This is a genomic window from Arenibacterium sp. CAU 1754 (assembly GCF_054482635.1).
The window spans coordinates 1,067,172-1,087,882 of sequence record NZ_JBTLRG010000002.1 but is presented as its reverse complement, the minus strand read 5'-3'; the positions used below and the strand labels follow the sequence as shown (position 1 = coordinate 1,087,882).

General features: G+C 61.8%; 18 protein-coding genes. 11 read left to right on the top strand and 7 right to left on the bottom strand.

Annotation, left to right across the window (positions count from 1 at the left end; translation table 11 throughout):
• The first annotated feature begins 70 nt into the window (after window positions 1-70).
• The 4 genes from ACXYMO_RS12055 to ACXYMO_RS12040 all read left to right on the top strand — a co-directional run bounded on the left by ACXYMO_RS12055 (window position 71) and on the right by ACXYMO_RS12040 (window position 4,085).
• A complete protein-coding gene (locus tag ACXYMO_RS12055; protein WP_458878932.1) occupies window positions 71-1,354 on the top strand; it encodes a hypothetical protein in 1,284 nt (427 codons plus the stop codon).
• Window positions 1,355-1,430: 76 nt separating this feature from the next.
• Window positions 1,431-2,942: an Asp-tRNA(Asn)/Glu-tRNA(Gln) amidotransferase subunit GatB gene (gene gatB, locus ACXYMO_RS12050; RefSeq protein WP_458878931.1), complete on the top strand. Its 1,512-nt coding sequence runs from the start codon at window positions 1,431-1,433 to the stop codon at window positions 2,940-2,942.
• Window positions 2,943-3,023: 81 nt separating this feature from the next.
• A complete protein-coding gene (locus ACXYMO_RS12045) occupies window positions 3,024-3,503 on the top strand; it encodes a thioesterase family protein (RefSeq protein ID WP_458878930.1) in 480 nt (159 codons plus the stop codon).
• A 93-nt stretch (window positions 3,504-3,596) separates the two neighbouring features.
• Window positions 3,597-4,085 carry a DUF4177 domain-containing protein gene (locus ACXYMO_RS12040; protein WP_458878929.1) on the top strand — a complete coding sequence of 163 codons (489 nt, stop codon included), beginning with the start codon at window positions 3,597-3,599 and terminating at the stop codon, window positions 4,083-4,085.
• 5 nt (window positions 4,086-4,090) lie between these two features.
• Here ACXYMO_RS12040 and ACXYMO_RS12035 read toward each other — a convergent pair whose 3' ends face one another.
• On the bottom strand, window positions 4,091-4,351 hold the full coding sequence (locus tag ACXYMO_RS12035) for a BolA family protein (protein WP_458878928.1): 261 nt from the start codon (window positions 4,349-4,351) through the stop codon (window positions 4,091-4,093).
• A gap of 107 nt (window positions 4,352-4,458) precedes the next feature.
• On the opposite strand from ACXYMO_RS12035, the gene ACXYMO_RS12030 reads away from it, so the two are divergent.
• From ACXYMO_RS12030 to ACXYMO_RS12000, 7 genes are all read left to right on the top strand, one after another.
• On the top strand, window positions 4,459-5,085 hold the full coding sequence (locus ACXYMO_RS12030; RefSeq protein ID WP_458878927.1) for a DnaJ domain-containing protein: 627 nt from the start codon (window positions 4,459-4,461) through the stop codon (window positions 5,083-5,085).
• Window positions 5,086-5,283: 198 nt separating this feature from the next.
• Window positions 5,284-6,270 carry a cobaltochelatase subunit CobS gene (gene cobS / locus ACXYMO_RS12025; RefSeq protein WP_458878926.1) on the top strand — a complete coding sequence of 329 codons (987 nt, stop codon included), beginning with the start codon at window positions 5,284-5,286 and terminating at the stop codon, window positions 6,268-6,270.
• Between the two features lie 131 nt (window positions 6,271-6,401).
• Complete coding sequence (locus ACXYMO_RS12020) at window positions 6,402-6,788, top strand: hypothetical protein (protein ID WP_458878925.1); 387 nt, start codon at window positions 6,402-6,404, stop codon at window positions 6,786-6,788.
• A gap of 127 nt (window positions 6,789-6,915) precedes the next feature.
• On the top strand, window positions 6,916-7,620 hold the full coding sequence (locus ACXYMO_RS12015; RefSeq protein ID WP_458878924.1) for an aspartate/glutamate racemase family protein: 705 nt from the start codon (window positions 6,916-6,918) through the stop codon (window positions 7,618-7,620).
• On the top strand, window positions 7,617-9,494 hold the full coding sequence (cobT, locus tag ACXYMO_RS12010) for a cobaltochelatase subunit CobT (protein ID WP_458878923.1): 1,878 nt from the start codon (window positions 7,617-7,619) through the stop codon (window positions 9,492-9,494). The genes ACXYMO_RS12015 and cobT overlap by 4 nt, the downstream gene beginning before the upstream one ends.
• A gap of 22 nt (window positions 9,495-9,516) precedes the next feature.
• The gene (locus ACXYMO_RS12005) at window positions 9,517-11,307 is read left to right on the top strand and encodes an aminopeptidase P family protein (RefSeq protein WP_458878922.1); all 1,791 of its coding nucleotides are present in this window, start codon (window positions 9,517-9,519) and stop codon (window positions 11,305-11,307) included.
• Window positions 11,308-11,360: 53 nt separating this feature from the next.
• The gene (locus ACXYMO_RS12000; protein ID WP_458878921.1) at window positions 11,361-11,705 is read left to right on the top strand and encodes a DUF427 domain-containing protein; all 345 of its coding nucleotides are present in this window, start codon (window positions 11,361-11,363) and stop codon (window positions 11,703-11,705) included.
• Between the two features lie 80 nt (window positions 11,706-11,785).
• Here the strand turns inward: ACXYMO_RS12000 and ACXYMO_RS11995 are convergent, their stop codons facing one another.
• The 6 genes from ACXYMO_RS11995 to ftsZ form a co-directional block, all read right to left on the bottom strand.
• Window positions 11,786-13,471 carry a chloride channel protein gene (locus tag ACXYMO_RS11995; protein ID WP_458878920.1) on the bottom strand — a complete coding sequence of 562 codons (1,686 nt, stop codon included), beginning with the start codon at window positions 13,469-13,471 and terminating at the stop codon, window positions 11,786-11,788.
• Between the two features lie 70 nt (window positions 13,472-13,541).
• Window positions 13,542-15,002 carry a pyridoxal phosphate-dependent decarboxylase family protein gene (locus ACXYMO_RS11990; RefSeq protein WP_458878919.1) on the bottom strand — a complete coding sequence of 487 codons (1,461 nt, stop codon included), beginning with the start codon at window positions 15,000-15,002 and terminating at the stop codon, window positions 13,542-13,544.
• A 25-nt stretch (window positions 15,003-15,027) separates the two neighbouring features.
• Window positions 15,028-16,677 carry a DNA repair protein RecN gene (recN, locus tag ACXYMO_RS11985; RefSeq protein WP_458878918.1) on the bottom strand — a complete coding sequence of 550 codons (1,650 nt, stop codon included), beginning with the start codon at window positions 16,675-16,677 and terminating at the stop codon, window positions 15,028-15,030.
• 36 nt (window positions 16,678-16,713) lie between these two features.
• Complete coding sequence (locus ACXYMO_RS11980) at window positions 16,714-17,577, bottom strand: outer membrane protein assembly factor BamD (RefSeq protein ID WP_458878917.1); 864 nt, start codon at window positions 17,575-17,577, stop codon at window positions 16,714-16,716.
• 131 nt (window positions 17,578-17,708) lie between these two features.
• Window positions 17,709-18,629 carry a UDP-3-O-acyl-N-acetylglucosamine deacetylase gene (lpxC, locus tag ACXYMO_RS11975; RefSeq protein ID WP_458878916.1) on the bottom strand — a complete coding sequence of 307 codons (921 nt, stop codon included), beginning with the start codon at window positions 18,627-18,629 and terminating at the stop codon, window positions 17,709-17,711.
• 212 nt (window positions 18,630-18,841) lie between these two features.
• Entirely contained in the window at window positions 18,842-20,491 is a 1,650-nt protein-coding gene (gene ftsZ / locus ACXYMO_RS11970; protein WP_458878915.1) for a cell division protein FtsZ, read from the bottom strand.
• Window positions 20,492-20,711: the final 220 nt, after the last annotated feature.

The following is a 20,711-nucleotide window of genomic DNA, read 5'->3' as shown; positions in this document are numbered from 1 at the left end:
CTGCCATTTTTGCGCCCGATTGAAACATCATATCCAGCAATTGAGTAAACTTGTTGCTGTCGGACTAATGATGTTGAAACGTACCTTCTCTGCGCTGGACCACCTGAAAGACAAAATTGCGGCCCTCGTAGCCAAAGCATCTTCTTCGGACACGCCGCATGTGTTTGAAGACGCCGCGCATCATGCTCCTGCACTGCAGATCAAGGGCAATATATCGATCCCGATCTGTGAAGATTCCTGCGACGATACATCTGCACGCGAGGCCCATGACCGCGGTCAGTTTCTGGCCCGGCAGGACCGCTGGGACGATCTGGCCGACGAAATTCGCACCGCTGATCATACCCGGGCCGCAACATCGGCCGGCACACCGATTGCAGAACTGATGGCATTCGGCGCCCGCAGCGACGTGGTGCTGGCCGTCGAACATGCGCTGATGGACGGTTGCGACGAAAACGCGCCCTCGCTGAGCCAGGGGATCGACGCACTCGAAGAGGTGCGCCAGGAGATCATGAAAGACCCGATCATCTCGACCATCGTGGCGCTGGCCCATGTCGATCTTGGCTGGGCCTGGCGCGGCACGGGCTGGGATGCTTCGGTACCCGAGATCAATCGTCAGAAATGCATCGCCCATTTCGACCGCGCGGCCGAAATTCTGGCCCCGTATAACAGTATCGAACTGGACAGCCCGCTGGTGGCAACGGCGCAATGCGCCCTGCTCGCCGGGCAGCAAGACCCGCAATCGCGCATCGCCGACGATTACGAAGACCTGATCGATCTGAACCCCGGCAACTATCGCCACATGCGCGCGCTGGGGTATCACCTGCTTCCCACATGGTTCGGGTCCTATCAGAAACTTGACCTCGAAGCCCGCCGCACCGCCGCGCGGACCGAGGATATCTGGGGCGCCGGAGGCTATACCTGGGTGTGTTTCGACGCCATCGCGCTGGATGACGGCGCCTGTGCGCAGGTCGATGCCGATTTCTTCATTGACGGGATCAAGGACATTGTCTCCCTGCATCCCGAGCAGGAAATGATCAACCTGCTGGCCGCCTATTGCGCCGTCGCCATGCGTCAGGGTCAGGGCACCAATACGGACGCCGACCTGCCCCGCATGCAGATCGTCGACTGCGCCGAGTGGCTGATCCGCGATCACCTGACCGAGGTGCACCCGCTGATCTGGGCGCATGCGCAGGACGGGTTCGACAACAGTGCGCGCGTCACGTCGCTGTCGCGCTTTGCCGCGCGTGGGCGCGATTTCGCGCTGCAGGTGATTTCCGACATGTTCCGCGATGACATCAACCGCGGCATCGACATCACCTTTCCCGTCGCCGCGTCCAAGCCTGACGCCGCCTGATCGCGCGCGCCCTCTTGCCCCTGTTGCGGCGCTGTCCTAGAACGCGGCAGACCCAAGCGGACAAGAGGCGCAGACCATGCTGGACCTGACTTACGAAACGCCCCAGATCAAGACCATTGCCGGTGCGAAACACGACTGGGAACTGGTGATCGGTATGGAGGTCCATGCCCAGGTCAGCTCGAATGCGAAACTGTTCTCGGGAGCCTCGACCAAATTCGGCGCCGAACCCAATTCCAACGTCGCCTTTGTGGACGCGGCCATGCCCGGCATGTTGCCCGTCATCAACGAATTCTGCGTCGAACAGGCGGTGCGCACCGGTCTGGGCCTCAAGGCTGACATCAACCTGGTCAGCGCCTTTGACCGGAAGAACTATTTCTACCCCGATCTGCCGCAGGGCTATCAGATCTCCCAGCTGTATCACCCCATCGTGGGCGAAGGCGAAGTCCTGGTTGAAATGGGCCCCGGCGTGGCGCGCAAGGTGCGCATCGAACGTATCCACCTGGAACAGGACGCCGGCAAATCGATCCATGACATGGACCCGAACATGTCCTTCGTGGATTTGAACCGCACCGGCGTTGCGCTGATGGAAATCGTGTCGCGCCCCGACATTCGCGGCCCCGAAGAAGCCGCTGCATACATCACAAAGCTGCGCCAGATCCTGCGGTATCTGGGCACCTGCGACGGCAACATGCAGAACGGCAACCTGCGGGCCGACGTGAACGTGTCGATCTGCCTGCCCGGGGCGTATGAAAAATATCAGGAAACGCAGGATTTCAGCCATCTGGGCACCCGCTGCGAGATCAAGAACATGAACTCCATGCGGTTCATCCAGCAGGCGATCGAGGTCGAGGCGCGCCGCCAGATCGCGATTGTCGAAGCGGGCGGAAAGGTCGATCAGGAAACCCGGCTTTATGATCCGGACAAGGGCGAAACCCGCTCCATGCGTTCAAAAGAAGAGGCGCATGATTACCGCTATTTCCCCGATCCCGATCTGCTGCCGCTCGAGATTGAACAGGACTGGGTCGATGAGATCGAGTCCGGGCTTCCCGAACTGCCAGATGCGAAAAAGGCCCGGTTCATCGGCGATTTCGGCCTGTCCGATTACGATGCCTCGGTGCTGACGGCCGATGTCGAATCCGCCGCCTATTTCGAGGCTGTCGCCGAAGGGCGCGATGGCAAGCTGGCCGCCAACTGGGTCATCAACGAACTGTTTGGCAGGCTCAAGAAAGAAGATCACGACATCACCGAAAGCCCGGTATCTCCGACGCAGCTGGGCGGGATCATCGATTTGATCTCGGCCGACACCATCTCGGGGAAAATCGCCAAGGACCTGTTCGAAATCGTCTATACCGAAGGTGGCGATCCGGCGCAGATCGTCGAGGAACGGGGCATGAAACAGGTCACCGATACCGGCGCGATCGAGGCCGCCCTGGATCAGATTATCGCGGACAACCCGGCCCAGGTGGAAAAGGCCAAGGTGAACCCCAAACTCGCCGGCTGGTTCGTGGGCCAGGTGATGAAGGCCACCGGCGGAAAGGCCAACCCCAAGGCAGTGAACGAACTCGTCGCCGCGAAACTGGAGCTTTAAGACCAAGAAACGCCCCTGTGCGGGTCCGTCCGAACAGGGGTACCATTTGAACCAAGTTTTTGAATACAAAGGTAAAATGTCATGGCCGATGCCGCGCCGTTCATGTCCAGCCCCATGGCCGTCGAACCCGAATGGATCGATTACAACGGTCATCTGAACATGGCGTTTTATTCGGTGCTGTTTGATCGTGGTGTCGATCAGGTGTGGGATACCTTTGGGCTGGGGCCCGACTATTCCAAGGCGCGGGGCATGACGACCTATAACGCCGAATTCCACATCCGCTATATCCGCGAACTGCACCAGGGTGACCGGGTCAGGTCCAGCTTTCACATCGTTGCCTGCGACGCCAAGCGCATTCACAGCTTTCAGGAGCTTTATCACGAAGATGGCTGGCTGGCCGCGACCGGGGAATCCCTGTTCCTGTCGATCGATCAATCCGGGCCGCGCGTGGCGCCGTTCCCCGGGGACGTGATGGACAGGATCAACGCCATGGCCGCCGAACATTCGGCCCTGCCCCTCCCCGAAGGCGTTGGGCGCAAGATCGGGCTGGATCAGCGATAGGCCGTCGTAACGGGTCCAACGGGGTCAACCTTCCCCTTTCACGCCGGATATTCCCTGTTAGGATGAACACGCCTAACACGCCAGGAAATTGAAATGCCAAAATACGAGTACAAGGTCGTTCCCGCCCCCGCCAAGGGGCTCAAGGCGAAGGGTGTCAAAACCGCCGAAGGCCGGTTTGCCCTGTCTGTTGAAACCGTGCTGAACGATATGGGCAGCGACGGCTGGGAATATCTACGCGCAGAACTGCTGCCCAGCGACGAACGCGTGGGGTTGACTGGATCAACCACCAATTGGCGCAATGTTCTGGTGTTCCGCCGCGCCCTGTCGGTCGATCTGGTCGAAAACATTTTTGGCGATGCGGTTGCCACCGCACCGGTTGTGGCCGCCGCTTCCGCCACAGCGGATAGGAACGTCGCAGACGAAGACGCCTTTGAGGCCGACATGACCGAAGACGGAAAGCCCGCGGGCGATGACGACGCGGAAGAGGAAGATCAGGTCGTCGAACCGGCCATTCCCGATACCGGCAACCGCGTGTTGACCGGCATCGAAAAAGTCGTCCGGCAAAGCACCAACAAATCCTGAGCGGATCAGGCCGCGTCGATATCCAGCGCCAGCGCGTGGATACGGCTCACAAGGTCGCTGCCCAGCGCGGAATGCACCGCGCGGTGGCGGGCGATGCGCGATTGTCCGGCAAAGGCGGCCGCACGGATGCGCACGTTGAAATGGCTTTCGCCGCCGTCCTGGTACCCTGCATGCCCGCGGTGGCGTTCGCTGTCATCGACGACGTCCAGGACCGAGGGCGAGAAAGCGGTTTCAAGTCGGGATTTAATTTCGTCTGTAACGCTCATTTTTCCTCAATTGCAGCAAAAAAGTTGCCGCTCCCTCTTCTATCTGGCGGATCATACACTAAACTCTTGTCTCCGAGTCGAAAAGATGTGTCGAAAAGGGGCGCGCCATGACAAAATCAGACCCATTCGGTTTCGACATGTCCGTGTCGACTGCGAAGAAGAAGAACCCCCGTGGGCGCCGTGGCATGTCGGGTGCGTCCGAAACATCTGTGCGCCAGTGTGAGCATCAAGGCTGTGAAGAGGCCGGGAAATTCCGTGCGCCCAAGGCGCCGGATGTTCTGGATGATTACTTCTGGTTCTGCCAGCAGCACGTGCGGGAGTATAACCTCAAGTGGAACTTCTTTGACGGCACCACCGAGGCCGAGATCAATGCCCAGCAGTCCAAGGACAAGGTCTGGGAACGCGCCACAAAACCGATGTCCGACCCCGAGGCCCGCGCCTGGGCCCGTCTGGGCATCGAGGACCCGCATCAGGTGCTGGGCGCAAATGCCACGCAGAACCCCGGAAAAGGTGCCGGGTCAGGCCGCCGCCTGCCCCCGACCGAACGGCGGGCCGTCGATATTCTGGAGGCCAAGGACAACTGGACCAAGGCCGAAGTGCGCAAAGCTTATAAAAAGCTGATCAAGGTGCTGCACCCGGATATGAACGGCGGCGACCGCAGCCAGGAAGAACAGCTGCAAGAGGTTGTCTGGGCCTGGGATCAGATCAAGGTCAGCCGCAACTTCAAGGACTAGGCGGGCTTCTCCGTCCCCTCGAAACGCCCCGGCCGCTGGTTGGGGCGTCGGTATTGCAGGCAGCAGGTGGAAATATTTTCCACAAGACGGTTTGCCGGGCGCCACGAAGTATCTTTTCCCGCCGGCTTCCCCTTGCCCTTGCCCGCATTATGTTGCACCACGTGTTGAATTTGGCCCGGACGATAAGGACAATTTGGTATGGCTGACGGCGCTTTGGATATGAACGCAAAACCGACCGAGGAATTTTCGGTCCGCGAAGTGTTCGGAATCGACACGCCCATGACGATCAAGGGCTTTCCCGAAGGCTCGGACCGGGTGCCCGAAATCGACCCGACCTACAAGTTCGATCCGGAAACCACGATGGCCATTCTGGCCGGGTTCTCGCACAACCGCCGGGTGATGATCCAGGGTTATCACGGCACCGGAAAATCGACCCACATCGAACAGGTCGCCGCGCGCCTGAACTGGCCCGCCGTGCGTGTGAACCTCGACAGCCATATTTCGCGGATCGACCTGATCGGCAAGGACGCCATCAAGCTGCGCGACGGCAAGCAGGTCACCGAATTCCACGAAGGCATCCTGCCCTGGGCGCTGCGCAACCCGGTTGCGATCGTTTTCGATGAATACGACGCGGGCCGCGCCGACGTGATGTTCGTGATCCAGCGGGTTCTTGAACATGACGGCAAGCTGACCTTGCTGGACCAGAACGAAATCATCACCCCGAACAAGTATTTCCGCCTGTTCGCCACGTCCAACACCGTGGGTCTTGGTGACACGACCGGTCTCTATCACGGGACCCAGCAGATCAACCAGGCCCAGATGGACCGCTGGTCGCTGGTGGCGACGCTGAACTATCTCAGCCACGATGCCGAATGTGCCATCGTTCTGGCCAAGGCGCCCCATTACAACACAGAAAAAGGCCGCAAGACCGTCGGCCAGATGGTGACATTGGCCGATCTGACCCGGACCGCGTTCATGAACGGCGACCTGTCCACCGTGATGAGCCCGCGAACCGTGATCACATGGGCGCAGAACGCCGAGATATTCCGCGATGTGGGATATTCGTTCCGCCTGTCGTTCCTGAACAAATGCGACGAACTGGAACGCCAGACCGTGGCCGAATTCTATCAGCGGTGCTTTGACGAAGAGCTCCCCGAAAGTGCGGCCAGCGTCAGCCTGGGCTAACCCAACCCAAATATTGCGAATGCAAGGCGGTCACCACGGTGGCCGCCTTTTCGTTTTCGGGGCCTGCGCATCTGAAAAAGTTTTCATAACGCACATTTGACAGGCTCATATTTGCACGCAAAGATGCAAATATGAGCAGAATAAAAACAATGCTGCGGGCGCTTGTTCTGGTTCTCATGGCCCCCTCCGCCGGGATAGCGGGCCAGACCACGGACCTTGCCACGACATTCGCCACCTGCACCGGTCGGCTGTCTGCCCTGATGGAACATCAATGGCTGATGGGCGCGCCCGAAGCCGATGAAACCGAACGCCGGCGCGCAACGATGGAAACGCTGCTGGTTTCGGTCCTCGCCCCCGGTGAGGGCCGCGCGGCGCTGGCCAAACGGATCGAGGCGAAATTTGCGCTGGCCAAACTGCTGAACACGCTGACATTCGGTGATGACCCCAAACGCACTGCCTGGGCCAGAAACCGGGTTGCGACGGACATTGGCGCCTGCAACGCGTTGTTGCTGGGCTGAGGATTGCGCCCCCTGCCCTGACAGATCCGATTTAATCCCTATATTCAGTTCTGAGGCGGTTGCACCCGCCCGTATATTCATTGAAAATCCGCGGGTTTCGGGCCGTGCGGGTAAAAGGATAGCGCATATGCATATCGGGTTGATCGGGGGCATCGGTGTCGCCGCGACGATTGTCTATTACCAGCGTCTCGCCGCCGCCATGGCCGCGCGGAACGTGCCGCTGGACCTGACCATCGTTCATGCCGATGTGTACACGCTGATCCGCAACAATCTGGCCAATGACCGCGACGCGCAGGCCCGCATCTATGCCACGCTGATCGACCGGTTGAAGGCCGCCGGGGCCGATTGCGCGGCGATCACGTCGCTGGGCGGCCATTTCTGTTTTGACGAAACCGTCGCACTGTCGTCCCTGCCGCTGGTGTCGGGCGTTGCGCCGCTGGACGTCTATTTTGCGCAGCAAGGGGTCAAACGCGTTGGCCTGTTGGGCACCCGTGTCGTGATGAAGACAAAGCTATACGGCCAGTTGCACGAAACCCAAGGTGTTGCGCCATCGGATGACGATATCGAACGGCTGGGTCAGATATATCAGGATGTGGCCGTCGCAGGGGTCTGTAACGCCGATCAGCGCGCGGCCCTGATAGACGCGGGCGCCCAAATGGTGCGCGATCAGGGCGCCGAGGCAATTGTACTGGCCGGAACCGATTTGAACCTTGCCTTTGATGGGCAGGATACCGGATACCCGGTGATTGATGCACTGGACGTGCATGTGGCATTGTTGGCCGATCTGGCCACCGGGGCGCGCGGCCTCGCAGAATTGGAGACAACGGCGTGAGCAAACCATCCGACAACCCGGCCGATCCGTTCAAAAAGGCATTGGCCGAAGCCACCAAGGTGATGGCGAACGACCCCGAACTGACGGTCAGCTATTCGGTCGACCCGTCGGGTCTGTCGGGCGAGGCGATGCGCCTGCCCCAGGTCAGCCGCCGCATGAGCCGCGATGAGGTGCTGCTGGCGCGTGGTACGGCCGACGCGCTGGCCATGCATCGCAAATATCACAACGAAGGCACCCACGCCCGCTATGCCCCGCCGGGCGACATGGCGCGCGACCTGTACGAGGCGATGGAAACCGCCCGCTGCGAGGCAATGGGCGCCCGCGACATGCCCGGCACCGCCGGGAATATCGACGCCAAGATCGGCAACGATGCGGCGCGGCGCGGCTATGACCAGATCACCGAAGCTTCGGAGGCTCCGCTGGCCGTGGCCGCGGGCTATCTGATCCGCAATCTCGCCACCGGACGTGACCTGCCGAACGGCGCGCAGAACGTCATGGACCTATGGCGCGGCTTTATCGAAAGCCAGGCGGGTGACACGCTGGGAAATCTGAACGAAATTCTGAACGACCAGACCGCCTTTGCCAAATTCGCGCGTCAGGTGATCAAGGATCTCGGCTATGGCGATCAGTTGGGCGATGACCCCGACAACAATGACGACGATCAGGAGGACCAGGCCGAGGACGACACACAGGACGATTCCGAACCCGAAAGCACCGGGGATGACGACAGCGACGACAGCGAGGTCGAGGCCAGCCCCGAACAAAGCCAGGAAGACCAGCAGGATCAGGCCGAGGCCCAGATCAGCATGGACGATCTGGCCGACGAGGAAATGGGCGAAGATGTCGAAATGCCCGATGGCGAGGCCCCGCTTGAGCCCCCCACCCCGCAACCCGCGTCCGAGGCCGACCCCGATTACCGCGTCTACCTGGCCGATCATGACGAGGAAATCGCCGCCGAGGATCTGGCCGAACCGGCCGAGCTGGAGCGGCTGCGCGCCTATCTTGATCAGCAGCTTGAACCGCTCAAGGGGGCGGTGAGCCGGCTGGCCAACAAGCTGCAGCGCCGCCTTCAGGCGCAACAGAACCGCAGTTGGGAATTCGACCGGGAAGAGGGCATTCTGGACGCCGGGCGCCTGGCCCGCGTCGTTGCCAACCCCACGACTCCGCTGTCGTTCAAGGTCGAAAAGGATACCGAGTTCCGCGATACGGTCGTGACCCTGTTGCTGGACAACTCGGGCTCGATGCGCGGACGGCCGATTTCGATTGCCGCAATCTGTGCCGACGTTCTGGCCCGGACACTTGAACGGTGCAACGTGAAGGTCGAAATCCTGGGCTTTACCACCCGCGCGTGGAAGGGCGGACAGGCGCGCGAGGCATGGCTGAACGATGGCCGGCCGCAACAGCCCGGTCGCCTGAATGATCTGCGCCATATCATCTATAAATCCGCCGATGCGCCCTGGCGGCGCACGCGCGATAACCTGGGCCTGATGATGAAAGAGGGCCTGTTGAAGGAAAACATCGACGGCGAGGCGCTGGAATGGGCGCACCGGCGCATGGCCGGACGGCGCGAGGCGCGCAAGATCCTGATGGTGATCAGCGATGGCGCCCCGGTGGATGATTCAACCCTTTCGGTCAACAGCGCCACCTATCTGGAAAAACACTTGCGCGACGTGATCGCCATGGTCGAAAAGCGCAAGATCGTCGAACTTCTGGCCATCGGCATCGGCCATGACGTGACCCGCTATTACGACCGCGCGGTAACCATCACCGATGTGGAACAACTGGCCGGGGCCATGACCGAACAACTGGCCGCGCTGTTTGACAGCGACCCGCGCGCCCGCGCGCGCGTCATGGGCATCCTCAAGGCAAGCTGACAGGCAAAAGGGGGCCCTGCCCGTGTTCCAGACATTCGAAGTAAGCGCGCGGCCCGAACAGGGGCCGCCCCGGCTGGCCGCGCTGCGCACGCAGATCAAGGCCGAGGGGCTGGACGGGTTTCTTGTCCCCCGTGCCGATGCCCATCAGGGCGAATATGTCGCCGACCGCGATGCGCGGCTGGCGTGGCTGACCGGGTTCACCGGGTCCGCCGGGTTTTGCGCGGTTCTCAGCGATATCGCGGGTGTATTCGTGGATGGGCGCTATCGCACGCAGGTCAAGGCGCAGGTGGCCGATGTGTTCACGCCGGTCCCCTGGCCCGACGTCTCGCTGACCGATTGGCTGAAGGACCAGATGCCCAAGGGCGGGCGCGTCGGGTTTGATCCCTGGCTGCACACCGTGGCGCAGGTCGAACGCTGGAGCAGCGTTCTGAAGGACACCGGCATCGATATGGTGCAGGCCGACAATCTGATTGATCGCATCTGGGACAATCAGCCGCCCCCGCCGATGAACCCGGTCAAGGCGCACCCGCTTGAATTTGCCGGTGAAACAGCGACGGACAAGATCACGCGGCTGGCAGATGAGTTGCGCAAGGCCCGCCAGGATGCCGCCGTCATCACGCTGCCGGATTCGATGATGTGGCTGCTCAACATTCGCGGCTCGGACATTGCGCGCAATCCGATTGCCCAGTGCTTTGGCATTCTGCACGCCGATGCGCGCGTCGATCTGTTCATCGCCGACAGCAAGCTGGTCGATCTCGGCGACCATCTGGGCAATGCGGTCACCGTTCATCCGCCCGGAACGTTTCTGGACAGGCTGCGCGCCCTACAGGGCAAGGTACGCATCGACAAGACCACCGCGCCGCAGGCCGTGGCCGATGCTCTGGGAGCGCGCGCGGTGGGCGGGGATGAACCCTGCGCCCTGCCCAAGGCCCGCAAGAACGAAGCCGAGATCGAAGGCAGCGCCATCGCGCATCTTCGCGACGGGGCGGCGATGGTGGACCTGCTGGCCTGGCTGGATGCGCAGCCGGTGGGAAGCCTGCGTGAAACCGATGTCGTGACCCGGCTCGAGACATACCGGCGCCGCGACAACGCGCTTCAGGATATCAGTTTCGAAACCATTGCCGGTTCCGGCCCCAACGGCGCGATCATGCATTATCGCGTGACCGAGGAAACCGACAGTCGCCTTGAGGACGGGCATCTCCTGGTTCTCGACAGTGGCGGGCAATATCTGGACGGCACCACCGACATCACCCGCACCATTCCCATCGGTGCGCCCGGCGCGGATGAACGCGCAGCGTTCACCCGGGTGTTGCAGGGTATGATCGCCATGTCACGGCTGCGCTGGCCCAAGGGGCTGGCCGGCCGCGACATCGAGGCAATCGGACGCATGCCCCTGTGGCTGGCGGGGCAGGATTTCAACCACGGACTGGGCCATGGCGTCGGCGCGTATCTGAGCGTTCACGAAGGCCCCCAGCGTCTGAGCAAGCTGAGCGCTGTGCCCCTGGAGCCGGGGATGATCCTGAGCAATGAACCGGGGTATTACCGCGAAGGCGCCTTTGGCATCCGGATCGAGAACCTTTTGGTCGTGCAACCGGCCCCGCCCCAGCCCGGTGGCGACGCCGACCGTGATTTCCTGAACTGGCGCACATTGACCTATGTTCCCATCGACCGGCGACTGATCGTCACCGAAATTCTTACTGCCGCCGAACGTGGCTGGCTGAATGCCTATCATTCCGAAGTGCTGGAAAACATCGCCCCCCGCGTTCAGGAAGAAAGCCGCGACTGGCTCGAGGCAGCCTGTGCGCCATTGTGACATCTGGCGGTCATTCTTTTCGGGCACTACCAACCCTTCAAGGGAGAAATAATATGTCTGATCACATCAAAATCCGCAAAGCCTCGGGCAAATGGTCCGTGCGTTCCGGCGGTGCCGTTCTGGGCGAAAGCACAAATGCGCTGGAGCTGAGCGAAGGCGACTACCCGCCGGTGATCTACTTTCCGCGCGAAGACATTGCGATGGCGTTTCTGGATCGCAGTGACAAGGTCACGCATTGCCCGCACAAGGGCGACGCGACCCATTATTCGATCGTCAACAAGTCCGGCACATTGATCGACGCGGTCTGGAGCTATGAAGACCCCAAGGACGACGTGGCCAAGATCAAGGGCTGCATGGCCTTCTATCCGGTCGAAGGCGTGACCGTCGAGCAGATCTGAACCGTCGGGGTTTCTGCATATTCTGCATGACAAGGCGGGCCGCTAACGCGGCCTGTCCTGTTTTTTTCGTCCGGCATGCCTTACGAATGTTCCTCGGCAGCCGTCGCGGCAAGCGCCCGATTATAAGCCTTGAGCGCGTCCACATGGAACAACGCGCCGACCATTTCGGTGTTTCCTTCATCGTCCCGCGTCACCACGGGGAGAAAGGCCACGTCGGCCTGGTCAAACAGCGGCATGGCCGCCTCAAGCGTGGCCGAGGCATCGACACAGAGATCGTCGGCAATCATGGCAAAGCATTGGTCGTGATCCGCGCAGCGCGGATCAGTCGTGGGGCGCATCACCGCCCCGGCCCGGAACATGGCCAGCAGATAGGCCTGCGGCCCGGCGGCCAGGTGGATATCGCGCCGCTCCAGCTGGGTCAGAAAGAACGAACGGTCCACGATACGCGAGGCCAGCGCCGTCGACATGGAAACCGACACCATCACCGCCAGGCCGATCTGCCAGTCGCCTGTCAGTTCGAACACGATCAGTGTTGTCGAAATCGGCGCCCCAAGAACCGCGGCCGCGACCGCGCCCATCCCGGCAAATGCATAGAGCGTGTGGGTGCCCGACAAATCCGGTAGGAGTCCTGTTGCGATCAGGCCAAAGGCCAGCCCGGTCAGCGCCCCCACCATCAGCGAGGGTGAAAACACCCCGCCCCCCATGCGCCCGCCAAAGGTGACCGCCACGGCCGCCGATTTCAGGACCGCAAAGACGATCGCCTGCGTCAGCAGCAAATCCCCTGTCAAAGCGCGATAGGTGGTTTCATACCCCACGCCGATGATATGCGGGAACCAGATGGCCAACGCCCCCAGAACCGCGCCCGCCACCGCCGGGCGCAGCCAGCGCGGCAGACCGGTTTCCCTCTGCAGGTAATTGCCCACGTCATCGGCCCAGAACAGCGAGCGCATCAGCAGCACCGATACCAGACCGCACAGCAGCCCCAGGATCAGAAAGGCGGGCAGTTCCACATAAAACTGCAACGCGCCGGGGGTGGCCAGGGTGAATTCGGCCACGTCTCCAAAGCTGAGCCTGTTGATGACCGTACCGGCCACCGAGGCAATCACGATGGGGGCGAAGGCATGCACCGCAAAGTGGCGCAGCACCACCTCCAGCGCAAAGAGGGCCCCGGCGATGGGGGCGTTGAAACTGGCCGAGACAGCTGCGGCCACGGCGCACCCCAAAAGGTCCCGTCCGGTGATGCCATCGGCGTTGATATAGCGGCACACAAGGGTAGAAACGACACCGGCAAGATGTACCACCGGTCCCTCGCGCCCGGATGACCCGCCGGAACTGAGCGTGATAAGCGACGCCGCAGCCGAGGCAACACCTGCGCGGGTTTCGACCCGCCCGTCGCTCAGCGCCGCGCCTTCGATCACGTCCGCGACGCTGCGCACGCGGCCATCGGGGGTAAACCGGTGCAGGATCAGCCCCACCGCCAAGCCGCCAAAGATGGGCAAGGCGAGGATCCAGTACCACGGCAGCGACAGGGCAAAGGAATGCAGGTAATGCACATCCTCGGTCCCATAGAGCGCGGACTGAAGCGCCTCGATCCCCTTGCGGAAAAACAGCGCGGCGAACCCCGCCGCTATTCCGATGACAAGGGCAATGAACCAGAACTGTATCTGACTGGGGCCACGACGGCGCAGCACTTGCCACCCGGTTTTACAGGCCGTGACGGCCTGATCAACTTGCTGGGCGAGGAATGACGGCGTCGGTTCGGGCATTGCTGACTCATGTCAGGGGTTTCCCCCTGTTTAGGCGAGCATGTGGGGCGGCGAAAGACCCCTTGGAAAATCAGCCGTCTACAGAGGTTTGCCCAAGGTCCGCCGCGATGCGGTGAATTTCGCGCACCAGAAGGTCAAGGTCGGCTATGGTGGTGCGATGGTTGGTGATGTTGACGCGGATCGCGCGGACCCCGTTGACCACGGTCATCGATGGCGCGGCAATGCCCTGCATTTGCAACTGAACAACGATTTCCGTGTTCAGCGCATCGGCGTCCGCCGTCCCCGCCACATAGCGGAAACAACAGATGTTCATGGCCACGGGGGCCAAAAGCTCCAGCGCGGGATCATCGGTCACGATTTGGGCGAGATAAGCGGCCTGATCGCAATTGCGCGTCACCATCCGGCCCAGTTTGTCGGTGCCATGTTCGGTCAGCTGTGCCCAAATCTTGAGCGCGCGAAACCCGCGCGACAGTTCCGGGCCATATTCCACCGGCCACGGGTTGCCCGCCGCAAGGCCGCGCGTTTCCCCCATCAGGTATTGCGGCCGGTCGGAAAAGGCGCGGCGATGATCCTCTTCGCGGCGGATCAGGACAAAACCCGCGTCGTAATTCACATGCATCCATTTGTGAAAATCAAAGGCCAGGGAATCGGCCAGGTTCAGACCGGTCAACCGGAGCCGAAGCCCGTCGGACAGGATACCCATCGCGCCAAAGGCCCCATCGATGTGAAACCACAGATCTTGCGCCGAAGCGACATCTGCCAGTGCGCCCAGATCGTCAATGGCCCCGACATCAACGCTCCCTGCCGTACCGATCAGGGCAAACGGGGTGAACCCCTCGGCCCGGTCCCGTGCGATCCGAGTCGTCAGGGCCTCGATGTCGATTTCGAAATCGCCGTTCACAGGAATTTCGCGCAGGGCGTCGCTCCCCAGACCCAGTATGTCAAAGGCGCGCGCCACACAGGCATGGGTTTGCGACGATGTATAGCCGACAAGGCTAGCGTCCCCTACCCCCTTAATGCGGCTGGCAAAATCAAAGTGCCTGTCGCGGGCCGCCTTAAGCGCGATGATGGTCGCGATGGACGTGCCCGACACGACCAGCCCGCTGGCGGTGTCGGGAAAGTCGAACAGGCTGCGGCACCAGTTGACCACCTGTTTTTCGACATACATGGCCCCGTGATCGCGCCCGCCAAGATTGGCGTTCATTGCCGCCGCGCCGATTTCAGCCAACATGTTGCCCGGTGTGCCCGCCCCATGGACCCATCCGAAAAACCGCGGATGCATATTGCCCACCCCGTAGGGAAGTAGGGTTTCGATGCCCGCGCGCACCGCATCGCCGCCCTGCCCCTGACGCGGCAGATCGGCTGAAAACAGCGTTTTGATCCGATCGGTCGGCTCGCGCCAGACCGGGCCCGATCGCGCGGTTTCCATCTTGTCGATGGCGCTGTCGAGCATGGCATGGGCACGGGCGCGAAACGCATCCCAATCCGACGGGTCCAGCGATGGTTCGGAGGCGTCGTCGGACCGGGTCATATCGCATCTTTCGAATGAATGTATTTCATCCGTCCAGCAGGGCTCGGGCGGCGGCGCGGGCCTCGTCCGTGATGGTGTCACCGGCCAGCATGCGGGCGATTTCATCGACGCGGTCAGGGTCGGCCAACGGGATGACAGTCGACAGGGTAGCGTTGTTGGCCACCTGTTTCTGCACCCGCCAGTGATGCATGCCGCGCGCGGCGACCTGCGGCGAATGGGTAACCACCAGAACCTGACCGCCCTCGGCCAGCGCGGCAAGACGGCGGCCAACCGCATCAGCCGTCGCTCCGCCAACGCCCCGGTCGATTTCGTCAAAGATCATCGTCAGCCCGCTGTCGGTGCCCGTCAGGCACACCTTGAGCGCCAGCAGGAACCGGCTGAGCTCCCCGCCTGAGGCGATCTTGTTCAGCGGCCCGGCCGGCGCGCCGGGGTTGGTGGCCACGGTAAAGGTGACCGTGTCACGCCCGTCGGGGCCGGGGTCGGCCACGTCGAGTTTGGTCTCGAATACCGCCCGTTCCATTTTCAGCGGCGCGAGTTCCGCCATCACCGCCTTGTCAAGCTTGCCCGCAGCAGCGCTGCGCGACTTGGTCAGCGTCGTCGCCGCGGCGTCATAGTCGGCCTCGGCCGTGGCCAGGTCGGCCTCTTGCCGGGCCAGATCCGCATCGCCCGCATCCAGTGCGGCCAGTTTGGTGCGCAGGGTATCGGCAAATCCCGACAGGTCGTCCGGGGTCACGTCGTGCTTGCGGGCCAATGCGCGGATGGCAAACAGGCGCTCTTCGGTCTGTTCCAACTCGGACGGGTCGAACGTCAGGGTTTCAAGGGCATGAGCAACGCCGGATTGTGCCTCGCCCAGTTCGACCATGGCGCGCCCGAGCGCGGCAATCGGGGCATCCAGAGTCCCGTCGGCCTTGTCCGCGATCCCGTCAAGCCAGCGCAGCGCATCGCTCATCGCGCCATCCGCGCCCTCGCCCCCAAGAAGGTCGGCGGCCCGCACGACATCCGTGCGGATGCGTTCGGCCCCCTGCATCATCCGGCGGCGGCTGTCGAGCTCTCCATCCTCGCCTGGTTGCGGGTCCAGCGCATCAAGTTCGGCAACCGAATGGCGCAGGAATTCCTCTTCGGCGCGCACAGCGTCCAGCGCGGCGCGGGTGTCATCAACCAGTTTGCGTGCCTTGCCCACCGCCCCCCAGGCCGAGCGTGTTTTGGCGCGGGCCTTGTCCAGCCCGGCAAAGGCATCCAGCAGATCGCGGTGGCCGCGCGGGTTCAGCAACCCGCGATCATCGTGCTGACCGTGCAGTTCGACCAGCGTTTCCGACAGCGCGCGCAGCACCTCGCCCGAGGCGCGGCGGTTGTTGACCCATGCGGTCTTGCGCCCGTCCGACATGTTCACGCGGCGCAGGATCAATTCGTCGCCCGCCGGGATCCCAGCGTTTTCCAGAACCGCACGCGCCGGATGATCGGGGGCAAGGTCGAACACGGCCGTCACCTCGCCCTGATCGGCGCCCTGGCGGACCAGTTCGGCACGCCCGCGCCAGCCCAGAACAAAGCCAAGGGAATCAAGTAGGATGGATTTGCCCGCCCCGGTTTCCCCGGTCAAAACATTCAGACCCGGCTGGAAGTTCAAATCCAGCCGGTCGATGATCAGCATGTCGCGGATATCAAGTGCGCGCAGCATCAGTGGTGCCTGTACTGTGGGCGGTCCCCACGCGGATTAAAGCCATTCGCCCTTGATCGACTGGCGGTAAATCTGGGCCAGCCAGCCATTGCCGCGGCTTTTCATTTTGAGCCCGCGGCTGGTGAGCAGTTTATAGCTGTCTTCGTACCAGTCCGTGGACCGGAAGTTGTGACCAAGGATCGCACCGGCGGTCTGTGCCTCGTCGTCCAGCCCCAGCGACAGGTAGGATTCGACCAGACGATGCAGCGCCTCGGGCGTGTGGGTGGTGGTCTGGAAATCCTCGACAACAACACGGAAGCGGTTGATCGCCGCCGCATAATGCCCGCGCTTCAGGTAATAGCGGCCGATCTCCATTTCCTTTCCCGCCAGATGGTCAAAGGCGAGATCGAATTTCAAAATCGCCGCGGTGGCGTATTCACTGTCGGGATAAACCTCGATCACGGTGCGCAGCGCCTGCAGCGCCTGAAAGGTCAGGCCCTGATCGCGCCCGACCTCATCGATCTGGTCATAATAACTGAGCGCCAGAAGATACTGCGCATAGGCGGCATCTTCGTCGGTCGGATAAAAGTCGATATAGCGTTGTGCGGCGGCCCGGCTGTTGGGATAATCCCGCCCGCGATGATGGGCAAAGGCCTGCATGATCAGCGCCCGCTTGGCCCAATCGGAATAGGGGTACAACCGCTCGATCTCGGCGAAATAAAAGGCGGCGTCTTCGGTGCGGTTACGCGCCAGTTCAAACTCACCACGTTCAAAGATCTGATCCGGTGTAAAGGACTCAAGCGACTCGGTCCGGGTGCTGGCCCCACCATCGCCGCGCCCGACGCCGCCACCGCATGCCGCTAGCACCGCCATCAGGACGAATGCGCCAACTGTTCTGGCCCGCGACTTACCGCCTGTCATACTCGCCTACCCTCGTCGTTCCGCTGCCGGAGCATGCCCCGCGCGAGATCGGTCTAGCACATTAATTTGGGGTGCAAAATGCCTTATGGACATCAAGGGGCCGCCACTTGCCAAGTGGAAATGCCGGCCCTTCAGGCCACGTCGGGGATTTCGGACCAGACAAGGCCCTGACCCGGCAGGTGCGCGGCCTGTTCTTCGTTGCACAACACGGGGCGCACGGCGCCCGGAGTGCGGAAAAGTTCACGCAGCAGCGTGTTGGTCAGCGCATGACCGGCGCGCTCGCCGATATAGTGACCCAAGATCGGGCCACCCGCGAGGGCAAGATCACCCAAGGCGTCCAGCATCTTGTGACGCACGGCCTCGTCCGCATGGCGAAAACCACCGGGGCTGAGCACATCATCGCCATCCACGACAACCGCGTTGTCCAGCGTGCCACCCAGTGCCAGGCCGTTTTCATGCATCGCGTCCACATCCGACTGACGGCAGAAGGTGCGGCTGTCACACAACTCACGTGCAAAGGTGCCGTTGCGCATGTCCAGTTTCTTGCTTTGGCGCCCGATTGCGGCGTCTTCGAAATCGATATGGAATTCAATTTCCAGACGATCGGACGGCAGCAAGGTGGCCCGTGCCCCGTCTTTTTCGACAGTGACGGGTTTGACCACGGCAAAAGCCAGCACAGGCGCCGCCAGACGGCGCACGCCGCGCTCCATGAAACCGCGCACGAAAGGCGCCGAGGAGCCATCGAGGATCGGAACCTCGGGGCCATCGATTTCGATCAAAGCATTGTGGATGCCACACCCCGCAAGCGCGGCCATGACATGTTCGACCGTCGAAACGGACACACCCGTTTCATTGACAAGACGGGTACACAGCGGCGAACGATCGACCACGTCCCATTGGGCGGGGATCATTGCGTTGCCAATTTGAATATCGGTCCGGCGGAACCAGATGCCGTGTCCGGCCGAGGCCGGGCGCACGATCATGCGGACCGGTGCACCACTGTGCAATCCGACCCCTTCAAATCTAACCGGCGATTTCAGCGTGTTCTGCAAAATAGGCCTCAGCGTTTTTTTGTCGACCCATGAAGGTCGGCTTGGCACCTGAGGTAATGGGACAGGACTTCAGTCTCAACTCAATCTTTGCAACCGATTGAAACATGAATGTAACAATTCGGCAAAACCCCGCTGCAGCGCGCCTTTGCCATTGTTTTTAAACAAAAAAAGACCGCCCTAAGGCGGTCCTTTTCACCGGGAAAGTTACCAGGTTAATTGGCCTGACGGCGCAGGAACGCCGGAATTTCGATGCGATCCTGCTCGGGCTCACTTTCGGGATGGGCAGGTGCCGTAGCGTCAGTCTGGCGCATCGTGGGCTGCTGACGGACCGGCGCGACCGGACGTTCAGCGGGTGTGTCGCCCGCATGTCCGGTCATCCGGTTGATCAGCGAATTGATGCCAAATCCCTTGCGCTCGGCTGCGGCGGCTGCCGGCGCAACGCTGCGTGCGACAGGGTCCGTGACTGGACGCGGTGCGGTGGGCACCTTTTGTGCTGCTGCCTGAAGACGGGCCAGCGCTTCGGGCGAAGGGGTACCGGGGGCCGGCGCCTTGGGTGCAACAAAAGCCTCCAACCCATCGTCCTGATCGACATGGCGATGCGGATCGAATTCGGGAACCGCGGGCTGATAGGCTGGCGGCGGCAGGCCGTCATCTTCTTGCGCAACCTCTGCCGTTTCCTGCTCGAACAGGTCCTGAGCGGCCTCTTGCGGGGCAGTCTCTTCGGCGGTCATGTCCTCAAACAGCGAGGGTTCTTCTGCAACCGGCGCCTCGACGTCGTCCATCGCGACAACAGGTTCTGCTGTTTCGGCCGGGCGGGCGATGTCATCGCCTGCAACCGTCTTTCGCAACGGCTGAGCCATCGGGCGACGCGGAACCGGAACGTCCGAAACCATTTCGCTGGCGTCGATGCCGGTGGCGACAACGCTGACGCGCATCATGCCCTGCATCGCGGTGTCGAGTGTCGAGCCGACGATGATGTTGGCCTCGGGATCCACCTCTTCGCGGATGCGGTTGGCCGCTTCGTCCAGTTCGAACAGCGTCAGGTCATGTGCGCCGGTGATGTTGATAAGAACACCTTTGGCGCCACGCAGGCTGATTTCGTCGAGCAGCGGGTTGGCAATCGCCTTTTCGGCGGCCTGGATGGCGCGATCTTCACCTTCCGCCTCGCCCGTCCCCATCATCGCCTTGCCCATTTCGTCCATTACGGCACGAACGTCAGCAAAGTCGAGGTTGATCAGGCCCGGACGGACCATCAGGTCGGTAACGCCCTTGACGCCCTGATAGAGAACGTCGTCGGCCATCGAGAAGGCCTCGGTAAAGGTGGTTTTTTCATTCGCCAGCCGGAACAGGTTCTGGTTGGGGATGATGATCAGGGTATCGACGACTTTTTGCAGGGACTCCACACCGTCTTCCGCCTGACGCATCCGCTTGGCGCCTTCGAACTGGAAGGGTTTGGTCACGACGCCGACGGTCAGAACGCCCAGCTCACGTGCGGCCTGTGCGATGATCGGGGCCGCGCCGGTCCCGGTGCCGCCGCCCATGCCTGCGGTGATAAAGCACATGTGCGCGCCCGCGAGGTGATCGACGATCTCCTCGATGCTTTCTTCAGCGGCGGCTGCGCCCACCGTGGCCCGTGCGCCCGCGCCCAGACCTTCGGTGACTTTCACACCCATCTGGATACGGTTCTGCGAGGCGCTTTGTTGCAGCGCCTGCGCATCGGTGTTGGCCACGACGAATTCAACGCCGTCCAATTCTTTTTCGATCATATTATTGACCGCATTGCCGCCCGCACCACCGACGCCGAACACGGTAATACGGGGTTTCAAGTCATCCTGACCGGGCATCGAAAGATTCAATGTCATTTAAGGTTCCGCCTGTCTTTATCGGTTTACGTCGTCCTGCCACCTCTGACGGGCGGCTCTGCCTTTCGGCAAACATATCGTGACAAAGGCCTAACGTCACCCAAAAAAGGGCGTTTCAACACAAAATATGGCTGAAAAATGACCCATGTTAGCGGTATTTCGCCAAGCGGCCAAGATATTGGGGAATTGCGGCACGGCAATACCACCTGTTCCGCAAACG

Coding starts and splice junctions, on each gene's coding strand:
- ACXYMO_RS12055 (WP_458878932.1), top strand. CDS start 71: ATGTTGAAACGTACCTTCTCTGCGCTGGACCACCTGAAAGACAAAATT.
- gatB (WP_458878931.1), top strand. CDS start 1,431: ATGCTGGACCTGACTTACGAAACGCCCCAGATCAAGACCATTGCCGGT.
- ACXYMO_RS12045 (WP_458878930.1), top strand. CDS start 3,024: ATGGCCGATGCCGCGCCGTTCATGTCCAGCCCCATGGCCGTCGAACCC.
- ACXYMO_RS12040 (WP_458878929.1), top strand. CDS start 3,597: ATGCCAAAATACGAGTACAAGGTCGTTCCCGCCCCCGCCAAGGGGCTC.
- ACXYMO_RS12035 (WP_458878928.1), bottom strand. CDS start 4,351: ATGAGCGTTACAGACGAAATTAAATCCCGACTTGAAACCGCTTTCTCG.
- ACXYMO_RS12030 (WP_458878927.1), top strand. CDS start 4,459: ATGACAAAATCAGACCCATTCGGTTTCGACATGTCCGTGTCGACTGCG.
- cobS (WP_458878926.1), top strand. CDS start 5,284: ATGGCTGACGGCGCTTTGGATATGAACGCAAAACCGACCGAGGAATTT.
- ACXYMO_RS12020 (WP_458878925.1), top strand. CDS start 6,402: ATGAGCAGAATAAAAACAATGCTGCGGGCGCTTGTTCTGGTTCTCATG.
- ACXYMO_RS12015 (WP_458878924.1), top strand. CDS start 6,916: ATGCATATCGGGTTGATCGGGGGCATCGGTGTCGCCGCGACGATTGTC.
- ACXYMO_RS12000 (WP_458878921.1), top strand. CDS start 11,361: ATGTCTGATCACATCAAAATCCGCAAAGCCTCGGGCAAATGGTCCGTG.
- ACXYMO_RS11995 (WP_458878920.1), bottom strand. CDS start 13,471: ATGCCCGAACCGACGCCGTCATTCCTCGCCCAGCAAGTTGATCAGGCC.
- ACXYMO_RS11990 (WP_458878919.1), bottom strand. CDS start 15,002: ATGACCCGGTCCGACGACGCCTCCGAACCATCGCTGGACCCGTCGGAT.
- recN (WP_458878918.1), bottom strand. CDS start 16,677: ATGCTGCGCGCACTTGATATCCGCGACATGCTGATCATCGACCGGCTG.
- ACXYMO_RS11980 (WP_458878917.1), bottom strand. CDS start 17,577: ATGACAGGCGGTAAGTCGCGGGCCAGAACAGTTGGCGCATTCGTCCTG.
- ftsZ (WP_458878915.1), bottom strand. CDS start 20,491: ATGACATTGAATCTTTCGATGCCCGGTCAGGATGACTTGAAACCCCGT.